At 69.4% G+C, this 16,066-nt stretch carries 16 protein-coding genes and 1 tRNA gene; 8 read left to right on the forward strand and 9 right to left on the reverse strand.

Translation table 11 applies throughout. The annotated features are described in order from the left end of the window. Positions 1-4: 4 nt before the first annotated feature. The 4 genes from AC07U4_RS03285 to AC07U4_RS03300 are packed head-to-tail and all read right to left on the reverse strand — an operon-like array spanning position 5 to position 4,854. Positions 5-1,600: a hypothetical protein gene (locus tag AC07U4_RS03285; protein ID WP_495195004.1), complete on the reverse strand. Its 1,596-nt coding sequence runs from the start codon at positions 1,598-1,600 to the stop codon at positions 5-7. Between the two features lie 5 nt (positions 1,601-1,605). Continuing rightward, positions 1,606-2,628 (reverse strand): AAA family ATPase, encoded by a 1,023-nt coding sequence (locus AC07U4_RS03290; protein ID WP_038666386.1) that lies wholly within the window; start codon positions 2,626-2,628, stop codon positions 1,606-1,608. 23 nt (positions 2,629-2,651) lie between these two features. Continuing rightward, positions 2,652-4,163, reverse strand: coding sequence for an XrtA system polysaccharide chain length determinant (locus tag AC07U4_RS03295; RefSeq protein ID WP_495194424.1), 1,512 nt, complete (start codon positions 4,161-4,163; stop codon positions 2,652-2,654). Between the two features lie 46 nt (positions 4,164-4,209). Beyond that, complete coding sequence (locus AC07U4_RS03300) at positions 4,210-4,854, reverse strand: XrtA/PEP-CTERM system exopolysaccharide export protein (protein ID WP_038659714.1); 645 nt, start codon at positions 4,852-4,854, stop codon at positions 4,210-4,212. A 165-nt stretch (positions 4,855-5,019) separates the two neighbouring features. Between AC07U4_RS03300 and AC07U4_RS03305 the strand changes: the two genes are divergently transcribed. Beyond that, the gene (locus tag AC07U4_RS03305) at positions 5,020-5,454 is read left to right on the forward strand and encodes a DUF4879 domain-containing protein (RefSeq protein WP_495194425.1); all 435 of its coding nucleotides are present in this window, start codon (positions 5,020-5,022) and stop codon (positions 5,452-5,454) included. A 13-nt stretch (positions 5,455-5,467) separates the two neighbouring features. On the opposite strand, the gene AC07U4_RS03310 is transcribed toward AC07U4_RS03305, so the two are convergent. Then, the gene (locus tag AC07U4_RS03310) at positions 5,468-6,682 is read right to left on the reverse strand and encodes a pyridoxal-dependent decarboxylase, exosortase A system-associated (protein ID WP_495194426.1); all 1,215 of its coding nucleotides are present in this window, start codon (positions 6,680-6,682) and stop codon (positions 5,468-5,470) included. Further along, a complete protein-coding gene (locus AC07U4_RS03315) occupies positions 6,679-8,169 on the reverse strand; it encodes an AMP-binding protein (protein ID WP_495194427.1) in 1,491 nt (496 codons plus the stop codon). Before AC07U4_RS03315 ends, AC07U4_RS03310 begins: the two co-directional genes overlap by 4 nt. Before the next feature lie 82 nt (positions 8,170-8,251). Here AC07U4_RS03315 and AC07U4_RS03320 point away from each other — a divergent pair, with 82 nt between their 5' ends. From AC07U4_RS03320 to AC07U4_RS03330, 3 genes are read left to right on the forward strand one after another with little or no spacing between them, the layout of a single operon-like run. Beyond that, positions 8,252-8,524 (forward strand): acyl carrier protein, encoded by a 273-nt coding sequence (locus AC07U4_RS03320; protein WP_495194428.1) that lies wholly within the window; start codon positions 8,252-8,254, stop codon positions 8,522-8,524. Between the two features lie 11 nt (positions 8,525-8,535). Continuing rightward, positions 8,536-9,198: a hypothetical protein gene (locus AC07U4_RS03325; RefSeq protein WP_495194429.1), complete on the forward strand. Its 663-nt coding sequence runs from the start codon at positions 8,536-8,538 to the stop codon at positions 9,196-9,198. After that, on the forward strand, positions 9,186-9,956 hold the full coding sequence (locus tag AC07U4_RS03330) for a hydrolase 1, exosortase A system-associated (protein ID WP_495195005.1): 771 nt from the start codon (positions 9,186-9,188) through the stop codon (positions 9,954-9,956). Before AC07U4_RS03325 ends, AC07U4_RS03330 begins: the two co-directional genes overlap by 13 nt. 338 nt (positions 9,957-10,294) lie before the next feature. Here the strand turns inward: AC07U4_RS03330 and trxB are convergent, their stop codons facing one another. Beyond that, positions 10,295-11,263, reverse strand: coding sequence for a thioredoxin-disulfide reductase (trxB, locus tag AC07U4_RS03335; protein ID WP_495194430.1), 969 nt, complete (start codon positions 11,261-11,263; stop codon positions 10,295-10,297). 151 nt (positions 11,264-11,414) lie between these two features. Here trxB and AC07U4_RS03340 point away from each other — a divergent pair, with 151 nt between their 5' ends. The 4 genes from AC07U4_RS03340 (at position 11,415) to fdhD (ending at position 15,597) form a co-directional block, all read left to right on the forward strand. Continuing rightward, complete coding sequence (locus tag AC07U4_RS03340; RefSeq protein WP_495194431.1) at positions 11,415-11,966, forward strand: DUF922 domain-containing protein; 552 nt, start codon at positions 11,415-11,417, stop codon at positions 11,964-11,966. Between the two features lie 66 nt (positions 11,967-12,032). Next, positions 12,033-14,318 (forward strand): FdhF/YdeP family oxidoreductase, encoded by a 2,286-nt coding sequence (locus AC07U4_RS03345; protein ID WP_495194432.1) that lies wholly within the window; start codon positions 12,033-12,035, stop codon positions 14,316-14,318. 11 nt (positions 14,319-14,329) lie between these two features. After that, positions 14,330-14,818: a molybdenum cofactor guanylyltransferase gene (gene mobA, locus AC07U4_RS03350; RefSeq protein WP_495195006.1), complete on the forward strand. Its 489-nt coding sequence runs from the start codon at positions 14,330-14,332 to the stop codon at positions 14,816-14,818. Beyond that, positions 14,815-15,597 carry a formate dehydrogenase accessory sulfurtransferase FdhD gene (fdhD, locus tag AC07U4_RS03355; protein WP_495194433.1) on the forward strand — a complete coding sequence of 261 codons (783 nt, stop codon included), beginning with the start codon at positions 14,815-14,817 and terminating at the stop codon, positions 15,595-15,597. The genes mobA and fdhD overlap by 4 nt, the downstream gene beginning before the upstream one ends. Here the strand turns inward: fdhD and AC07U4_RS03360 are convergent. Together AC07U4_RS03360 and AC07U4_RS03365 are read right to left on the reverse strand one after the other, a co-directional pair. Next, a complete protein-coding gene (locus AC07U4_RS03360; protein WP_495194434.1) occupies positions 15,591-15,887 on the reverse strand; it encodes a hypothetical protein in 297 nt (98 codons plus the stop codon). The genes fdhD and AC07U4_RS03360 overlap by 7 nt on opposite strands. A gap of 102 nt (positions 15,888-15,989) precedes the next feature. Continuing rightward, a tRNA-Met gene (locus tag AC07U4_RS03365) sits at positions 15,990-16,066 on the reverse strand.

Consider the following 16,066-nt stretch of genomic DNA (forward strand, 5'->3'; position numbering starts at 1 on the left):
GCCCTTAGAACGAGTAGCGCGCGGCAAGCAGTGCCTGCGCCGACCAAGCGGTATCCACGTCACCGGTATCGAACGCGTAAACGCCCGCGCTCGCCGTGGTGGTGATCCGCCCGAAACTGTGACCATAACTCGCCGTACCGCCATAGGACCAGAGCCCGGCGCTGCGTGCGATCCCCGATTCGTAGTAATTGACGAACAGATTGGCGTCGAACGTCGACAGCGCGGTCAGCGTGCGGTTGAAGAACAGCTGCGCATAGGCGCTCTGGTCCTCGATCCCGTACAGCGTCACGCCGGGCACGTCGTCGCGGTTGAACAGCTTGCGGTTGGCATAGCCGACGCCGCCGCCATAGGTCGACCGTCCGCGCGTGATCGACAGCACCGCGTCGACGCCGCGCGCGCGATAGCTTGCGGTCGAGATCGACTGGAACACGTCGTTAAGGCAGCCACCCGGCGTCGATCCGCTGGTCGAGAATATGCAGCCGTTATATTGCTGGGTGAAGGCGTCGCGCGCCGACAGGAAGCTGGTCGGCAGATTGGCGAGCCCGGTGCGCAACTGCCGGCCGAAGGTGGTGACGCTGTCATAGACGTCGGCGGCGAAGCCGACATGCTCCGACGCCTGATAGGTCAGCAGCCCGGTATAGCTCAGCGAGCCGTAACGCTTGCCGACATGCGCCTCCGCCGACAGCCGCCGGTTGGGCCGCCACACCACGCCGGCATCGTAATAGACGCCGTCGGTACGATAGGCGATCTGGCGCGGTGCCGCCGGATCGGTGACGAACCGTCCGTCGCGATCGACCACCGGCGCCCCCGCCGCATCGGTCAGCGCCGCCCGGTTGCTCGTCTCGACCCGTTCGTACCCGATTCCGCCGGTCAGCGCGACATAGGGCGAGACCGGCAGCAGCGCGTCGCCGCGTACCCGCCAGCTCTGGTAGCGGCCGTCGAGCTGACCGGCATCCTCGCGCTCCCAGCCGCCGCTCGCGGTCAGACCGACCGGCAGAACCTGCCCCGGCCGCACGCTGGCGCTGACTCCGGCTGCCTGGCCGAACGAATCGTCGTAATTATCGAGCCGCGGCTCTCCCGCCGGCACCGCGGTGAAGCTCGGGCTCTCGACCTTGGTATAGCCCGCCTGATAGCTTGCCGCGATCGCCACCGGCCCGGCCTGCGTCGCATAGCTCGGACCGCCGTAGACCGCATAGACCTGGCTGATGTTGTCGACATTGCCGACCAGCACGCCCGGCGCCGCGCCGCGGATGTCGGAGCGGCTGCGCGTCGCGATGCCGCCCGCCTCCAGCGTCAGCCCGCGCGCGACCTGCGCCGACACCCGGGCGAGCCCGGTATGGATGTCGTCGTCGCCGATCCGATCGTCCCAGGCGATCCGCCGTTCGTAGCGATAGGACAATTGTCCGGTGAGCCGCGCGCTGCTCGCCGCGACGTCGATCCCCGCGGCGATCGTCGAATAGGTCAGCACGTCGCCGGAATTGAGATCGGCGTCGAGCACCTGACCCAGCTCGATATAGGGCACGGCATTCAGCCGCCGGCTCTGCGCCTCGGCCTGACCGGCGACCGCCAGCGCGGCCAGCGCCACCCCTACCGACAGCATCCGGATCACTTGCCGGGCTCCTGCCCGTAATAGGTGCCGTAGCGATGGCCGCCGGGGACGAAGGACACGGCATTGAGCACCAGCGCGATCTCGTCGCAGCCGTCGAGCCGCTGCACCGCCTCGCGTAACTCATTCTCCGGCGTGCGGTCGGCGCGCACCACCAGCACCACCTGCCCGACCAGCATCGCCAGCACCGCCGCCGGCGACGCCGCCAGCGCCGGCGGCGAATCGAAGATCACGATGCGCCGCGGATTGGCTTCGAGCAGCCGCGCGAGCACCTCGCGCGTCCGCGCCGAGGCGAGCAGCTCGGTGTCGGTCGCGGTCTTGGTCCCCGCCGGCAGGATCGCCAGCCCGCCGACATCGGTGCGGATCACCAGGCTCTCAACGTCGATCCGGCTGTCGGCGAGCGCGTCGAGCAGTCCCGGCTGTTCGGCGAGGCCGAGCCGGGCGAGCACGTCGGGCTTGGCGAAATCGGCATCGACCAGCAGTACCTCGGTGTCGCGCTCAGCCGCCATCGACAGCGCCAGATTGACCGCGCAGAAGGTCTTGCCGTCCCCCGGCCGCGCCGAACAGACGAGCGCGGTACGCGCCCGGTCGCGCGCCGCGGGATCGTCGCGCCCGGCCCGCGCGACGCGTTCGCGGGTGATGAGCAACTGCCGCTTGATGAGCCGGAATTCCTCGGCGAGCGGGCCGACCGGCGCGCCCGGGACGATCATCCCGGCCTCGGCGAGCATGCCGCGGTCGATCCCGGCGATATCGGTCAGCTCGGGCGTTTCGTAGAAGGCGTCGGGCAGCTCGTGGCCGACCGGCGCACGCAATTCCGCCGGAATCGCGAGGAAGGTCGGGTCCGCACCGGGATCGGCGGCGGTCCAGGCGTCGACCGGCGGCGGTGGCGGCGGCGGTGCGGCGACCGCCTCCAGCACCGGCAGGTCGAGCGCCGGCGCCCGGCGACGCAGGTGCGTGCCGAAGTCATAGACGCGCGCGGCGCGCTCGAGCAGCGATTCGCCACGATCCGGCGTCGGCGTCATCTCGTCGTCCCGTCGCAACCCGTTCATGCCGCCATCCCCCGTTGCAGCACTTCGACGCCGAGCAGCAGCACATAGGCCGCGACCAGTCCGGCGGTGCCGCCGAGGAACAGCTTGAGCCGTTTGGTACGTTGGTCCGCCTGCATCCGCGTCACCACCTCGCCGATCGAGCCGATCACCGGCATGCCGGTCGCTTTCTCCAGCCGCGGACCGGTCGCGAAGGTCGCGCGCAACTGGCCGAGCGCGAACGCCGCACCGATCCCGGCGGCGAGCCCCGCGATCAACACGCCGGTCAGCAGCAGCATCCGGTTGGGCGCGGTCGGCGCGCGCGGCATCGTCGGCGGGTCGATCACCGAGAATTTGACGTTGTCGGTCTGCGTCTGCGCCTGGCCGCGCAATGCGATCTGCTGGCGCTGGGTTAGCAACTGGTCGTATTGATCCTTGAGCACCTGATAGTCGCGGTCGATCTGGCCCTGCTCCGCCGCCACTTCGGGATCGCCCGACAATTTGGCGTTGAGCTGGTCGAGGTCGCCCTGCAACTGCGCCTTGCGCATCTTGAGCGCCGCCACCGCCGACTGTTTGTCCGCCATCATCGACTGCAGCGAGAGGTACAAGGGGTTGGGCGTACCGCCGCCACCCGCGCCGACCGGCTCGCCGCGCGCCGCCGCCTGCGCCGCGGCGAGCTGCCGCTTGAGCGCCACCACATCGGGATGCTGGTCGGTATAGCCGCGCGCCCGCGCATCGGCGAGCTGGCCCTGGATCGCGTTGAGCGCCGCCCGCGCCGGCCCGGCGGCGACGCCGCTCGCACCCGGGATCGACGCCGGCGTCCCCGCCATCTGCCCCTGCACCGCCGCGAGGCTCGACTGCGCCGCGGCGAGATCGCCGTCGACCTGCGCCATCTGGCTGCGCGACGCACCGATGCGGTCGCCGACCGATCCGGTGCCCGGCAGGGAGCCGAGGTAGCGCGTCTGGAAGTCGGCGCGCTTGGCGTCCGCGTCGGCGAGCTGCTTCTGCAACTGGTCGAGCTGCTTGTTGAGGAAATCGAGGCTCTGCGTCGTCTGGCTGCGGTCGCGGCCGAGGTTCTGCTCGACGAAGATGTCGATCAATTTCTGCGTGATCGCCCGCGCCAGCTTGGGGCTGGCGGCGGTCGTCGTGATCTGGAACAGATTGTCCTGCTGGCTCTCGACCTTGATCGCGCTGGCGAGGCCGGCGACGCGATCGGCGACGTCGCGATCGCTCGACACCGTCTGCGCCAGATCGGTGCCGCGCACCACCTTCTCGAGGTTGACCGCGCTGATCAGCGTCTGGCGGATCGTGTCGACGTCCTTCTGCTGCGTCTGCGCCGGCGCGTCCATCGACGCGGGCAGGATCGACTGCATCTGCACGAAGACGCGCGCGCGCGATTCGTAGCGGCTCGGCATCTGGCTGACCCCGAACCAGCCGGCGACGCACACCCCCCACGCCACCGCCAGCGCGAGCCAGCGCCGCGTCCAGATCGCATGCAGCGCCAGCCGCACCTCGTCGTAGAGGCCGTTCATCGCGCGCCGATCCCGCCGGGCCGGTTCAGGACACCCACGCCCACGCTCAGAACATCGATTCGGGGATGATGATGACGTCGCCCGGTTGCAGGCTGACGTTGGCGCTCGAATCGCCCTTTTTGAGCAGATCGGCGATCTGCAGCTTATATTCCTGCTGCTCCCCGGTCTTGCGATCGTGGCGCACCAGCTTCGCCTTGTTGCCCGCGGCATATTGGTTCAGCCCGCCCACCGCGATCATCGCATCGAGCAGCGTCATATTGGCGCGATACGGGATGGACGCGGGCTTCTCGGTCGCGCCGATCACCCGCACCTGCTGGCTGTAGGTGCCCGAGAAATTCTCGACGATCACCGAGACGATCGGGTCCTTCACATATTGGCCCAGCGCCTGCTTCATGTCGGCGGCGAGCACCGACGGCGTCTTGCCGACCGCGGGCATGTCGTTGATCAGCGGCGTGGTGATGCGGCCGTCGGGGCGCACCTGCACCTTCGCCGACAATTCCGGATTGCGCCACACGAAGACGTTGAGCTGGTCGAGCGGGCCGATGACATATTCCTCGCCCGGCTGCTCCTTGCTCGCGACATAGGTCGCCGGCGGCAGCACGGGTCCGCTGGCACTGCTCGCACAGCCGCCGAGTACCGACGCCGCGGCACCGACGGCGAGCAGGACACGGACGGGAACACCGGAACGCATAATCTTCTCCTGACCCCCAGACGCAGGACCGCATTGCGATGCGGGGCGCGTGCGGCACGTCATGGGGCGGGAGAGGTGAAGATAGCGTTAGGAACGCTAGGTCAACGATTTCGCCGACATGCCGACGCCCTCCCCAAGGCCGCCGGCCTTCGTTATCATGAAGCGATGATCCGTGCTCTTCTTTTGGTGACCGCGTCGTTCACCTTCGCCGATCCCGTTTCGGCACAGTCGCTGCCGCCGCTGACCGATCTCCAGATCACCGGGGTCAGTTCCGCCACCCAGTCGGAACGGATCGTCCCCGGCCAGCAGCTGACCGTCCGCCGCCACAGCGGCCCGGTCAGCGTGGTCGTGACGGAGAGGGGCATCGGCCGCGCCCGCCTGCTTCGCATCGACGGCGAGGTCGCGGCGGCGGAAGCGACCCAGCGCCCGCTCTGCGGCGCCGCGGTGACCGCCGGCGCCTGCCACCCCGGCGACCCCGCCACCGGCATCGAGGTCACCTATCATCTAGGTCCGCTGCCGTCCGGGACGCGGATCGGCGTACAGGACACGTCCGCCGCGCTTCCCGCCCGGACGCTGGACGCGGAGATCGTGCTGCGATAGCCGCCGCGGCAGATCAGCCCGCGACGATCTCCACCGCCGGCGGATGGCCGAGGAACCCCGCCGGGCTCGCCGACGCGCCATAAGCGCCGGCGAGGAACACCGCGATCACGTCCCCCGGTTCGGCATGCGGCAGGCCGACACGATCCCCGAGCCGGTCGAGCGGCGTGCAGAGCGGCCCGACCACCGAAACCTCTTCCGCCGCCGCGCCGCCGATCTCCGACGCCAGCGCCAGCGGATAATTGCGCCGCACCACCGTTCCGAAATTGCCGCTCGCCGCGAGCTGATGGTTGAGCCCGCCGTCGGTGACGAGGAAGGTTTCGCTCTGGCTCTCCTTGCGATCGATGATCCGCGTCAGATAGACGCCCGCCTCGGCGACAAGCCACCGCCCCAGTTCGATCGCGAACCGCGCGCTGCGCAGCACCTCGGCGCGCCGGTCGAGCACTTCTGCCAAAGCCGCCCCGACCCGCTCGACGTCGAGCGGCACGTCGCCCGCGAAATAGGGGACGCCGAACCCGCCGCCGAGATTGACCAGAGGCGGCGCCGCCCCCGCCTCCTCGCCCAGCCGCGCAGCGAGCGCCAGCGTCGCTGCCTGCGTCTCGATGATCGCGCCCGCGTCGAGCGCCTGGCTGCCCGCGTAGATATGGAAGCCGCGCCAGTCCGCGCCGGCGGTGACGATCCGCCGCACCAGCGCCGCGGCGCGCACCGCATCGACGCCGAACGGCGACGGTCGCCCGCCCATCTTCATCCCCGATCCGCGCAGCTCGATATCCGGATTGACCCGCACCGCGAGCCGCGGCGCCACGCCCAGCTCGTCACCGAGCCGCAGCGCGCGTTCCGCCTCGCCCGCCGATTCGACATTGAGCGTCGCGCCGCTGCGGATCGCGCCGATCAGCTCGGCATCGCGCTTGCCCGGCCCGGCAAAACTGATCGCCGCCGCCGGCTTGACCGCCAGCGCCGTCTCCAGCTCGCCCCCCGACGCCACGTCGAGCCCGTCGACCAGCGGCGCCACGCGTTCGAGCAATGCCGGCAAGGGATTGGCCTTGATCGCGTAATGCAGGTCGATCCCGGGAAACGCCGCGCGGAACCGCTCCACCCGCGCCGTCACGATCCCGACGTCGTAGACGAACACCGGCGTCTCCACCGCCCAGTCGGCGGCCGACGTCCCGGCGATCGTCAGCATGCCGGATTGTGCGGCGAACTCCGCCGGCAGGGGTCCCATCGGCTTCATGCCGTCACCTCGCTGCGGATCGCGGCGCGATCCAGTTTGCCATTGGCGTTGCGCGGCAATTCGTCCCGCCACACGTAACGCGCCGGCTGCATGAAGCTCGGCAGCAGCGTGCGCAACCGCGTCCGCAGTGCCTCCTCCTGCGCGGCATCGCCGGCGACCATCACAACGATCCCCTGCCCCAGCCGCGCGTCCGGCACGCCGACCGCCACCGCCTCGCGCGCCTCGCCGCCGGCGAGCACCGCCTCCTCGATCTCGAGCGGGCTGATGCGATTGCCCGCGCTCTTGATCATCTCGTCGTCGCGCCCGACGAAGCGGAACAGCCCGTCCGCCCCCTCGATCACGGTATCGCCCGACCAGACCGCCAGCCCGCCGCTCGCCGACCAGTCCGGCGCCGGCCGGAAACGCTGCGCGCTCCGCTCGGGATCGCACCAATAGCCCTGCGCGACCAGCGGCCCGGCATGGACCAGCTCGCCCGGCTCGCCGATCGCGCGCACACCGTCCGCCCGCACCGCCATCACCTCGGCGAACGGGATCGCCCGCCCCATCGCATCGGGATGCGCATCGATCAGCGTCGGATCGAGCCACGTCGAGCGGAACGCCTCGGTCAGCCCGTACATCGCCACCAGCTCCGCCCGCGGGAATTGCGACCGCAGCCCCCGCACCAGCCGCTCGGTCAGCGCCCCGCCCGAATTGGTCAGCCGCCGCAACCGCGCCGCGGTCGCCGCCGGCCAGTTGACATCGAGCAACTGCACCCACAAAGGCGGCACCCCGGCGAGCGTCGTCGCTTCGACCCGCTCGACCGCCTTCATCACGTCGCGCGCGGTAAGATAGTCGAGCGGCGCCACCGCCGCCCCCGCATACCAGCTCGAAAAAAGCTGGTTCTGCCCGTAATCGAACGACAGCGGCAGCACGCCGAGCACCCGATCGTCCGCCGCGATGCGCAGATACTGCGCGACCGACACCGCGCCGAGCCAAAGATTGGCATGGCTGAGCATCACCCCCTTCGGCCGCCCGGTCGACCCCGAGGTATAGAGGATCGCCGCCAACGTCTGCGGGTCCGCCCCCGACCGGCCCGGCCCGTCGCCGTCCAGCGGCACGCCCTCGACCACCCGGCATCGCGCCGGCACGTCGCCCGCCTCCAGTGTCGCCGCCCGCGCTGCCTGCGTCACCAGCAATGCCGCGCCGCTGTCGGCGAGGATATGCGCGACCTGCGCGCGCCGCAGCGCCGGATTGACCGGCACATGCACCAGCCCCGCCCGCGCCGCCGCCAGCGGCATGACGCAGGCGAGCGCCGTCTTGGGCAGCCACGTCGCCACCCGCTCCCCCGCCGCCAGCCCGAGCCCGCCGAGCCACCCCGCCGCGCTCGCCACCGCCGCCTCCAGTTCCGCGAACGTCCATGACCGCTCGCGCTCGATCAGCGCCGGCGCGTGCGGCGCGCCGCGCAGCAGATGGTCGATCGGAAACGGCGTGGGATCGGGTGTCGGCATGGCCCCTCATAGCGCCACCCCGTTGCCGAATGCAGCCCCAGCCTCTAACGGGCGTCGATCCGCAACCGGTAAGGGCGCCGCTTTGCTTCCCGAAGGCTATGATACCGTTGAAACCACCGTCCGCGCCGTGCTGCGCGACGTGCTCGGCCTCTCCGCGGACCGCGTCGCGGGATTCACCGCGACGACGCCGCTGTTCGGCGCGCTGCCCGAACTCGATTCGATGGCCGTCGCCGGCGTCCTCACCGAGATCGAGGACCGGCTCGGCATCCTGATCGAGGACGACGAGGTCGACGGCGACATGCTCGAGACGTTCGGCGCGCTCGTCGAATTTGCGGCGAGCAAGGCGCTCGTCTAGCGTCGCGCGGCATGGCGCCGCGCATCGATCATTACGACTGGGCCGGCGGCCGCGAGGCGATGCTGCGCTTCGGCCCCGATACCGGCCCCCTGCTCGTCGCCGCGCTACCGCTGTTCGAGGAAGCCAATCGTACGCGCACCTTCACCGTCACGCTGCTGCGCGCCCTGGCCGCGCGCGGCATCGCCAGCGTGCTGCCCGACGTGCCGGGCCAGGGCGAGAGCCTCGCACCACTCACGACGCTGCCGCGCATGGCCGAAGCGCTCGCCGCGATCCCGGCCGAGCGGCGCCCCACCTATGCGATCGGTATCCGCAGCGGCGCGCTCCTCGACACCGCCGCGCCCCGCATTGCGCGCTGGCATTTCGCGCCGCAGACCGGCGACGAGCTCGCCCGCCTTCTGCTCCGCACATGGCGGGCGGCGGGGAACAGCGTGCCGCAGCCCGACCCGATCGAGATCGCCGGCAATCCGATCCCGCAGACGCTGCTGGCATCGTTCGGCGCGGCGAAGCCGGCCCCGGCCGATCGTGTCGTCCGTCTGACGACCGACCCCGCCGAGGCCGATCGCAAGATCGACGCCGCGCCCCTCTGGCGGCGCAGCGAACCGGGAAACGATCTCCAGCTGGTCGAGATACTCGCCGATGACATCGCGGCGTGGCTGACCCGATGCGCAGCCTGATCGCCTTCCCCTGTGCGGGCGAGACGTTGGTCGGCACGCTCGATGCCGCCCCCGGCCGGACCGGCCTGCTGATCGTCTCCGGCGGCAACGAGATCCGCTGCGGCGCGCACCGCGGCATGGCGCTGCTCGCCGCCCATGTCGCCGCAGCGGGATATCCCGCTTTCCGCTACGACCGTCGCGGCGTCGGCGACTCGACCGGTGAGAACAACGGCTACCTTTCGAGCGCCGACGATCTCATCGCGGCCGCCACCACTTTCCGGAGGCAGGCGCCGCAGCTCACGACGATCCTCGCTTATGGAAATTGCGATGCGGCGAGCACGCTTGCGCTTTACGGCCGCGCCGCGGGCATCGACCGCCTCCTGCTCGCCAATCCGTGGACGATCGAGGACACGGACGACATGCCCCCCGCCGCAGCGATCCGTACAACCTATCGCCAGCGCCTGACCAGTCCCGCGGCATGGGCCAGATTGCTCAGTGGCAAGATAGATTTGGTCAAAGCAATCGATGGCTTACGCAAGGCTTCTCGCACCATGCCGCAACCGCTGGCGACGCAGATGGTCACCGCCATCGAGGAATGGGGCGACGTGGCGACGGTCATCCTCGCTACCGGCGACGCCACCGCTCAAGCCTATCGCGCCGCCGCCCGCCACCTGCCCGCGCGATCGATCGAGACCGCCTCGCACAGCTTCGCCCGCGATGAGGACCAGCGCCAGCTCCGTGCCGCCGTTCTGGCGGCGCTGGCGGGTGCCGAGGTTTAGTTCACGCGAAGACGCGAAGGCGCGAAGACGCGAAGGCGCGAAGGCGCGAAGATGATTTGCGCAGAGACGCGAAGACGCAGAGATGTTGCGTTCAGGAATGCTCTGCGCGCCGTCACGTCGCTCCGCTCTCCGCCCCCCCAATCGTCACCCCGGCGAAAGCCGGGGCCCATGGTAACGATGGTCCAGATCGCGCGCGCGACCCCAGGCGACTGCGTGTCCATGGGTTCCGACTTTCGTCGGAATGATGAAAAGGTAGGCCGGCCGCCTCCGACTATATCCGCGCAGGCGGCCACCCCACACGAACCATCTTCGCGTCTTCGCGTCTTCGCGCGAAAATCCTATTCCGCTGCCTCGGCCATTTCCTCGAACTCCGCCGCCGCGAGGAACCGCTCGGCGTCCAGCGCCGCCATGCACCCGGTCCCCGCCGCGGTCACCGCCTGACGATAGACCTTGTCCGCCACGTCGCCGCAGGCGAATACGCCCGGCACGCTGGTCCGCGTCGAGCCCGTCTCCACCGCGATATAGCCGTCGTCGTCGAGCGCGAGATGCCCGCGGAACAGCTCGGTCGCCGGATGATGGCCGATCGCCACGAACCCGCCCTCGACGTCGAGCCGCGACTGTTCGCCGGTCACCGTATCCTCCAGCGTCAGCGCCACCAGCCCGGCATTACCGCCGCCGTCGACGAACTCGCGGACTTCCTTGTTCCACAGAACCTTGACGTTGGGATGCGCGTGCAGCCGCTCCTGCAGGATGCGCTCGGCGCGAAGGGTGTCGCGGCGATGGATCAGCGTCACGTCGTCGCTGTGATTGGTCAGGTACAGCGCCTCCTCGACCGCGGTATTGCCGCCGCCGATCACCGCCACCTTCTTGCCGCGATAGAAGAAGCCGTCGCAGGTCGCGCAGGCGGACACGCCCTTGCCCTTCATCGCCTCCTCGGACTCGAGCCCGAGCCACTTGGCCTGCGCGCCGGTGGCGATCACCAGCACCTCGCCCTCATAGACGTCGCCGCCGTCGCCGATCAGCCGGAACGGCCGCTGCGACAGGTCGACTTGCGTGATCGTGTCCCACATCAGCCGGGTGCCGACATGTTCGGCCTGCTTCTGCATCTGCTCCATCAGCCACGGCCCCTGGATGACGTCGGCGAAACCGGGATAATTCTCCACGTCGGTGGTGGTGGTGAGCTGTCCGCCGGGCTGGATGCCCTGCACCACGATCGGCGCCATCCCGGCCCGCGCGCCATAGATCGCCGCCGACAGCCCCGCCGGGCCGGAGCCGAGGATCAGCATACGCGTGGAATGAGTGGTCATGGAAACAACGCCTGTCGGGGAAGTGGAAGATTCGGATGCTGATCTAGGGGATCGCAACGCGAATTTGAATGCCGTCGGCAAATCGCCGCCGTCCGGCCACGTCGATGGCGAGAAACGTCTATCATGAGCCTGCTGGCCGGAGCGGACGACGATGACATGGCGCTTGATCCTGGTTGCGGCAACGATGCCGGTCGATCCGGCGGCACTGGAGCGCCTGCCCGCCGTCCGCATCGTCTATTACGACGTGCACGGAACACGCTATCGGGAGATCGACGACGATCAGCGGCGGCGGGGTCCGGTCGATCCCGCCGACGGCCAGCGGTACGACGCGTTCACCCGCCTGCGCATCCGCTGGCGCTGGCCGATCGGCCGCGACGGCCGATGCAATGTGCGACATCCGCAGGTGACCTACCGGATCACGGTGACGCTGCCCCGCCTGCATGATCGCGACGCGGTGTCGCCCCTGTTGCGACGGCGCTGGGATCGTCGGGTCATGCATTTGCGCGTGCACGAGGCGGGGCATGTCAGCCTCGATCTCACTTACGTACGACGCGTGACGCAGGCGCTGCGCCACTCGACCTGTACGCCCGCCGATCCCGTTGCTGCGGCGCTCGGCGAGCAGCTTAATGCCGCCACGCGCGCCTACGATCGGATCACCGACCACGGGCGGCGGCAGGAGCGCTGGCATGGTACGGATATCTGACGGTTTCTCCTGCATCCAACCCACGCCCCGCGCGTTCCCGTTTGCGAAGCGAGAGGGATAACCCAAGTGGCCGACGACAAGATCAGTACCGAACCCTATACCGGTCCGTCCGGCGGCTGGGGGTCGATGAAATCGGTCGCCCGGATCAATCTGCGCGAGAAGGTCAATCCCGAGACGGTCCGCGAGCTCGCGCGGCAGAACAAGCCCGAAGGCGTGATGTGCGTCTCGTGCGCCTGGGGCAAACCCGCGCATCCGCATATCGCCGAATTCTGCGAGAACGGCGCCAAGGCGACGGCCTGGGAGCTGACCACCTATCGCACCACGCCCGAATTCTTCACCAAACATACCGTCACCGAATTGCGCGGCTGGAAAGACTTCGACCTCGAACAGGCCGGCCGTCTCACCCATCCGCTGAAATACGACGCCGCCAGCGACCGCTATGTCGCGGTGAGTTGGGACGAGGCGTTCCAGGACATCGGCGCGCACCTCAAGACCTACGACCCGACCAAGGTCGTCTTCTACGCCTCGGGCCGCGCGAGCCTCGAGACGAGCTATATGTGGGCGTTGATGGCGCGGATGTACGGCAGCCAGAACCTGCCCGATTCGTCGAACATGTGCCACGAGACGACGTCGGTCGGGCTCAAGTCGGCGATCGGCTCGCCGGTCGGCACGATCCACCTCTCGGATTACGACAGTTGCGACATGATCCTCTATTTCGGCCAGAACCCCGGCGTGAACAGCCCGCGCGCGCTGCACCCCCTGCGCGCCTGCGCCAAGCGCGGCGTCGAGATCATCGTGTTCAACCCGCTCAAGGAGCGTGGCCTCGAACGCTTCACCGACCCGCAGAACCCGATCGAGATGGTGACCGGCAAGTCGACGCCGATCGCCAGCCAATATCATCAGGTCAAGACCGGCGGCGACATCGCCGCGATGATGGGCATCTGCAAATATGTCATCGAGGCGGACGACCAGTGCCGGCGGATCGGCGCGCCCGCGATTCTCGATCACGCCTTCATCGCCGACCATACCACAGGCTTCGAGGCGTTCGCCGAGATGGTCCGCGCGACGGAATGGGATCGGATCGAGCATGAGAGCGGCCTCACCCGCTCCGAGCTGGAAGGCGTCGGCGCCATCTACGCCAAGTCGAAGCGCGTGATCTGCGTCTATGGCATGGGCCTGACCCAGCACGTCCACGGCATTGACAATCTGCACACGCTGGTGAACTTGATGCTGCTGCGCGGTAACGTCGGCAAGCCCGGCGCGGGCTTCGGCCCGGTGCGCGGCCACAGCAACGTCCAGGGCCAGCGCACCGTCGGCATCACCGAAAAGCCGGAACTGGCGCCGCTCGACCGGCTGAAAGAGCTCTACGACTTCGAGCCGCCGCGCGAAAAGGGCTGGGACACGGTCGAGGCGTGCGAGCATATCATCGCCGGCACCGCGCAGGCGTTCATCGGCCTTGGCGGCAACCTCGCCCGCGCCGTCCCCGCCACCGCCGAGATCGAGCCGGCGTGGCAGGGCATGGACCTGACCGTCAGCATCGCCACCAAGCTCAACCGCACGCACCTGCTGCCCGGCAAGACCTGCTATCTGCTCCCCTGCCTCGGCCGGATCGAGACCGACGATCAGGCGAGCGGCCCGCAGGCGGTGACGATGGAGGACAGTTTCAGCCGCATCTACGGCTCGCGCGGCAAGGCGACGCCCGCGGCCGAGACGTTGCTATCCGAACCCGCGATCCTCGCCGGCATCGCCAAGGCGACGCTCGATCCCAACCCGAAGGTCGACTGGGACGCCTGGGTGGGCGATTACGGCCTCGTCCGCGACGCGATCGAGGCGACCTATCCGGACAAATTCACCCGCTTCAACGAGCGGATGTGGGTGCCGGGCGGCTTCTGGAAGGGCGTCGAGGCGGCGCATCGCCAGTGGCTGACGGAGAGCGGCCGCGCCGAGTTCAACGTGCCGACGACGCTCAACGCCACCGGCTTCGAGGAGGCACCGGGCCGCTTCCGGTTGATGACGCTGCGCTCGAACGACCAGTTCAACACGACGGTCTACGGCTATCACGACCGGTTCCGCGGCATCAAAGGCACGCGCGACATCGTCTTCATGAACCGCGCCGACATGGCGAACATGGGGCTGGCAGAGCACGACCTCGTCGATCTCGTCGGCGATGCCGGGCAAAACGGCGACCGCCGGGTCAACAAACTGCTCGTCGTGCCCTATGACATTCCGCAGGGGTGCCTGGGCGCTTATTATCCGGAGTGCAACATCCTCATGCCGGTGACCCACAAGGCCGAGCAAAGCCATGTTCCGGCTGGCAAATCCGTGCCCGTCCGGGTGGAGCGCACCGCCTGATCCTCGCCGCTATCCTCGCCGGCGGCCGCTCCAGTCGATTCGGACGCGACAAGGCGGCCGCCCTGTTCGGCGACCGGCCGCTGCTCGACCATATGTGCGACCTCGGCGAGGCCCGCGCCGATGCGGTCGTCGTCGTCGGGCGTGACGGCGGTGTGCCCGACCTGCCGGGCCCGGACCTCGGTCCGCTCGGCGGCATCGCTGGCGCGCTCGCCTATGCCGCCGCGCAGGGTTTCGAATCGGTGTTGACCCTCCCCTGCGACATGCCCCGGCTGCCCGCCGCATTGCTCGACGCGCTGCTGCGACGCGCGCCGAGCTATTGCAGCGATGCGCCGGTGATCGGCCATTGGCCCGCCGCGCTGGCCCCCGATCTGCTCGCGCATCTCGGCCGCTCCGAACGCCGCTCGGTGACCGGCTGGGCCCGGGCGATCGGCGCGCTGCCGGTGGCCAGCCCGGAGCCGCTCGCCAATATCAACACTCCCGCCGACCTCGCCGCTTTATGACCGCGGCGCGACTGGAAGCGACGCTGATCCTGCGCCCTGACGGCTCGGTCACCCCCGGCACGCGCACGATCGCGGTCGAGACGCCCGTCGCGATCGAGGTCGACGGACTCGGCTATGCGGTGATGATGATGACGCCGCAGGATCTGGAGGCGTTCGCGACCGGCTTCATGCTCACCGAGCGGCTCGCCGACACCCCGGCCGACATCCTCGATATCGACGCCTATCACGCCGAGGCGGGCTGGATCGTCCGCATCGCGCTCGCCGACCGCTGCCGCGGCCGCATCCACGACCGCGTCCGCCACCGCACCAGCGACACCAGTTGCGGCCTGTGCGGCATCGCCAGCCTCGAGCAGCTCGCCCGCCCGGTGGCGCGCCGCCCCGACCGCCCGACGGTGTCGCCCGCCGCGATCTTCGCCGCGCTGGCCGCCGTCCGCGACCACCAGCAGCTCAACCGGGAAACCGGCGCGGTCCACGCCGCCGCCGCCTGCGCCGCCGACGGCGCGATCCTCGCGCTGTGCGAGGACGTCGGCCGTCACAATGCGCTCGACAAGCTGATCGGCCGCGGGATGCCGGGCGCGTTCACGCTGGTGACCTCGCGGATCAGCTTCGAGATGGTCGACAAGGCGCTGGTTGCCGGCACGCCGCTGCTCGTCGGCATTTCCGCCCCGACCAGCCTCGGCATCGACCACGCGCGCGCCCATGGCCTGACGTTGGTGGCGCTGGCCCGGTCCGATGCGATGCTGGTGCTGAGCGATCCCTGGTCGCTGTTCGCTCAGTGACCCCAATCCCAGACGTGCGCCGACCAGTCGCGCACCCCGGCCGCGATCCCCGCGAACCAGTCGATCACCATGTGCCGGTAGGCGCCGTCCAGAAACGCACCATCGGCGACGATCATCACCATCACCACCGCGGCCCACAAGACGCCGCGGTGCATCGGCTCGGGCTTGCGGACCAGCTTCACCTCGCTCGCGCGGCGGTCGGCCAGCCGTCGCTCGGGCAGCGCCGGGCGCGCGACCGGCGCGGCGCGCCGCTCGCTGCGGCGTCGTTCTGGGGGATGGTGATAGGGCATGACCGGTCTCGCTGCGCAGCACCGCCCGGCGTCGCACACCGAACGTTTACAAAGCGTTATCGCTGTCCGTATCGCTCACACCGGCGGGCGCTACCGAAGAAATGGTAGCGGAGGAGGGACTTGAACCCCCGACCCCAGGATTATGATTCCCGTGCTCTAACCAGCTGAGCTACTCCGCC

This window comes from Sphingomonas sp. GW821-FHT02B09, from assembly GCF_059421875.1.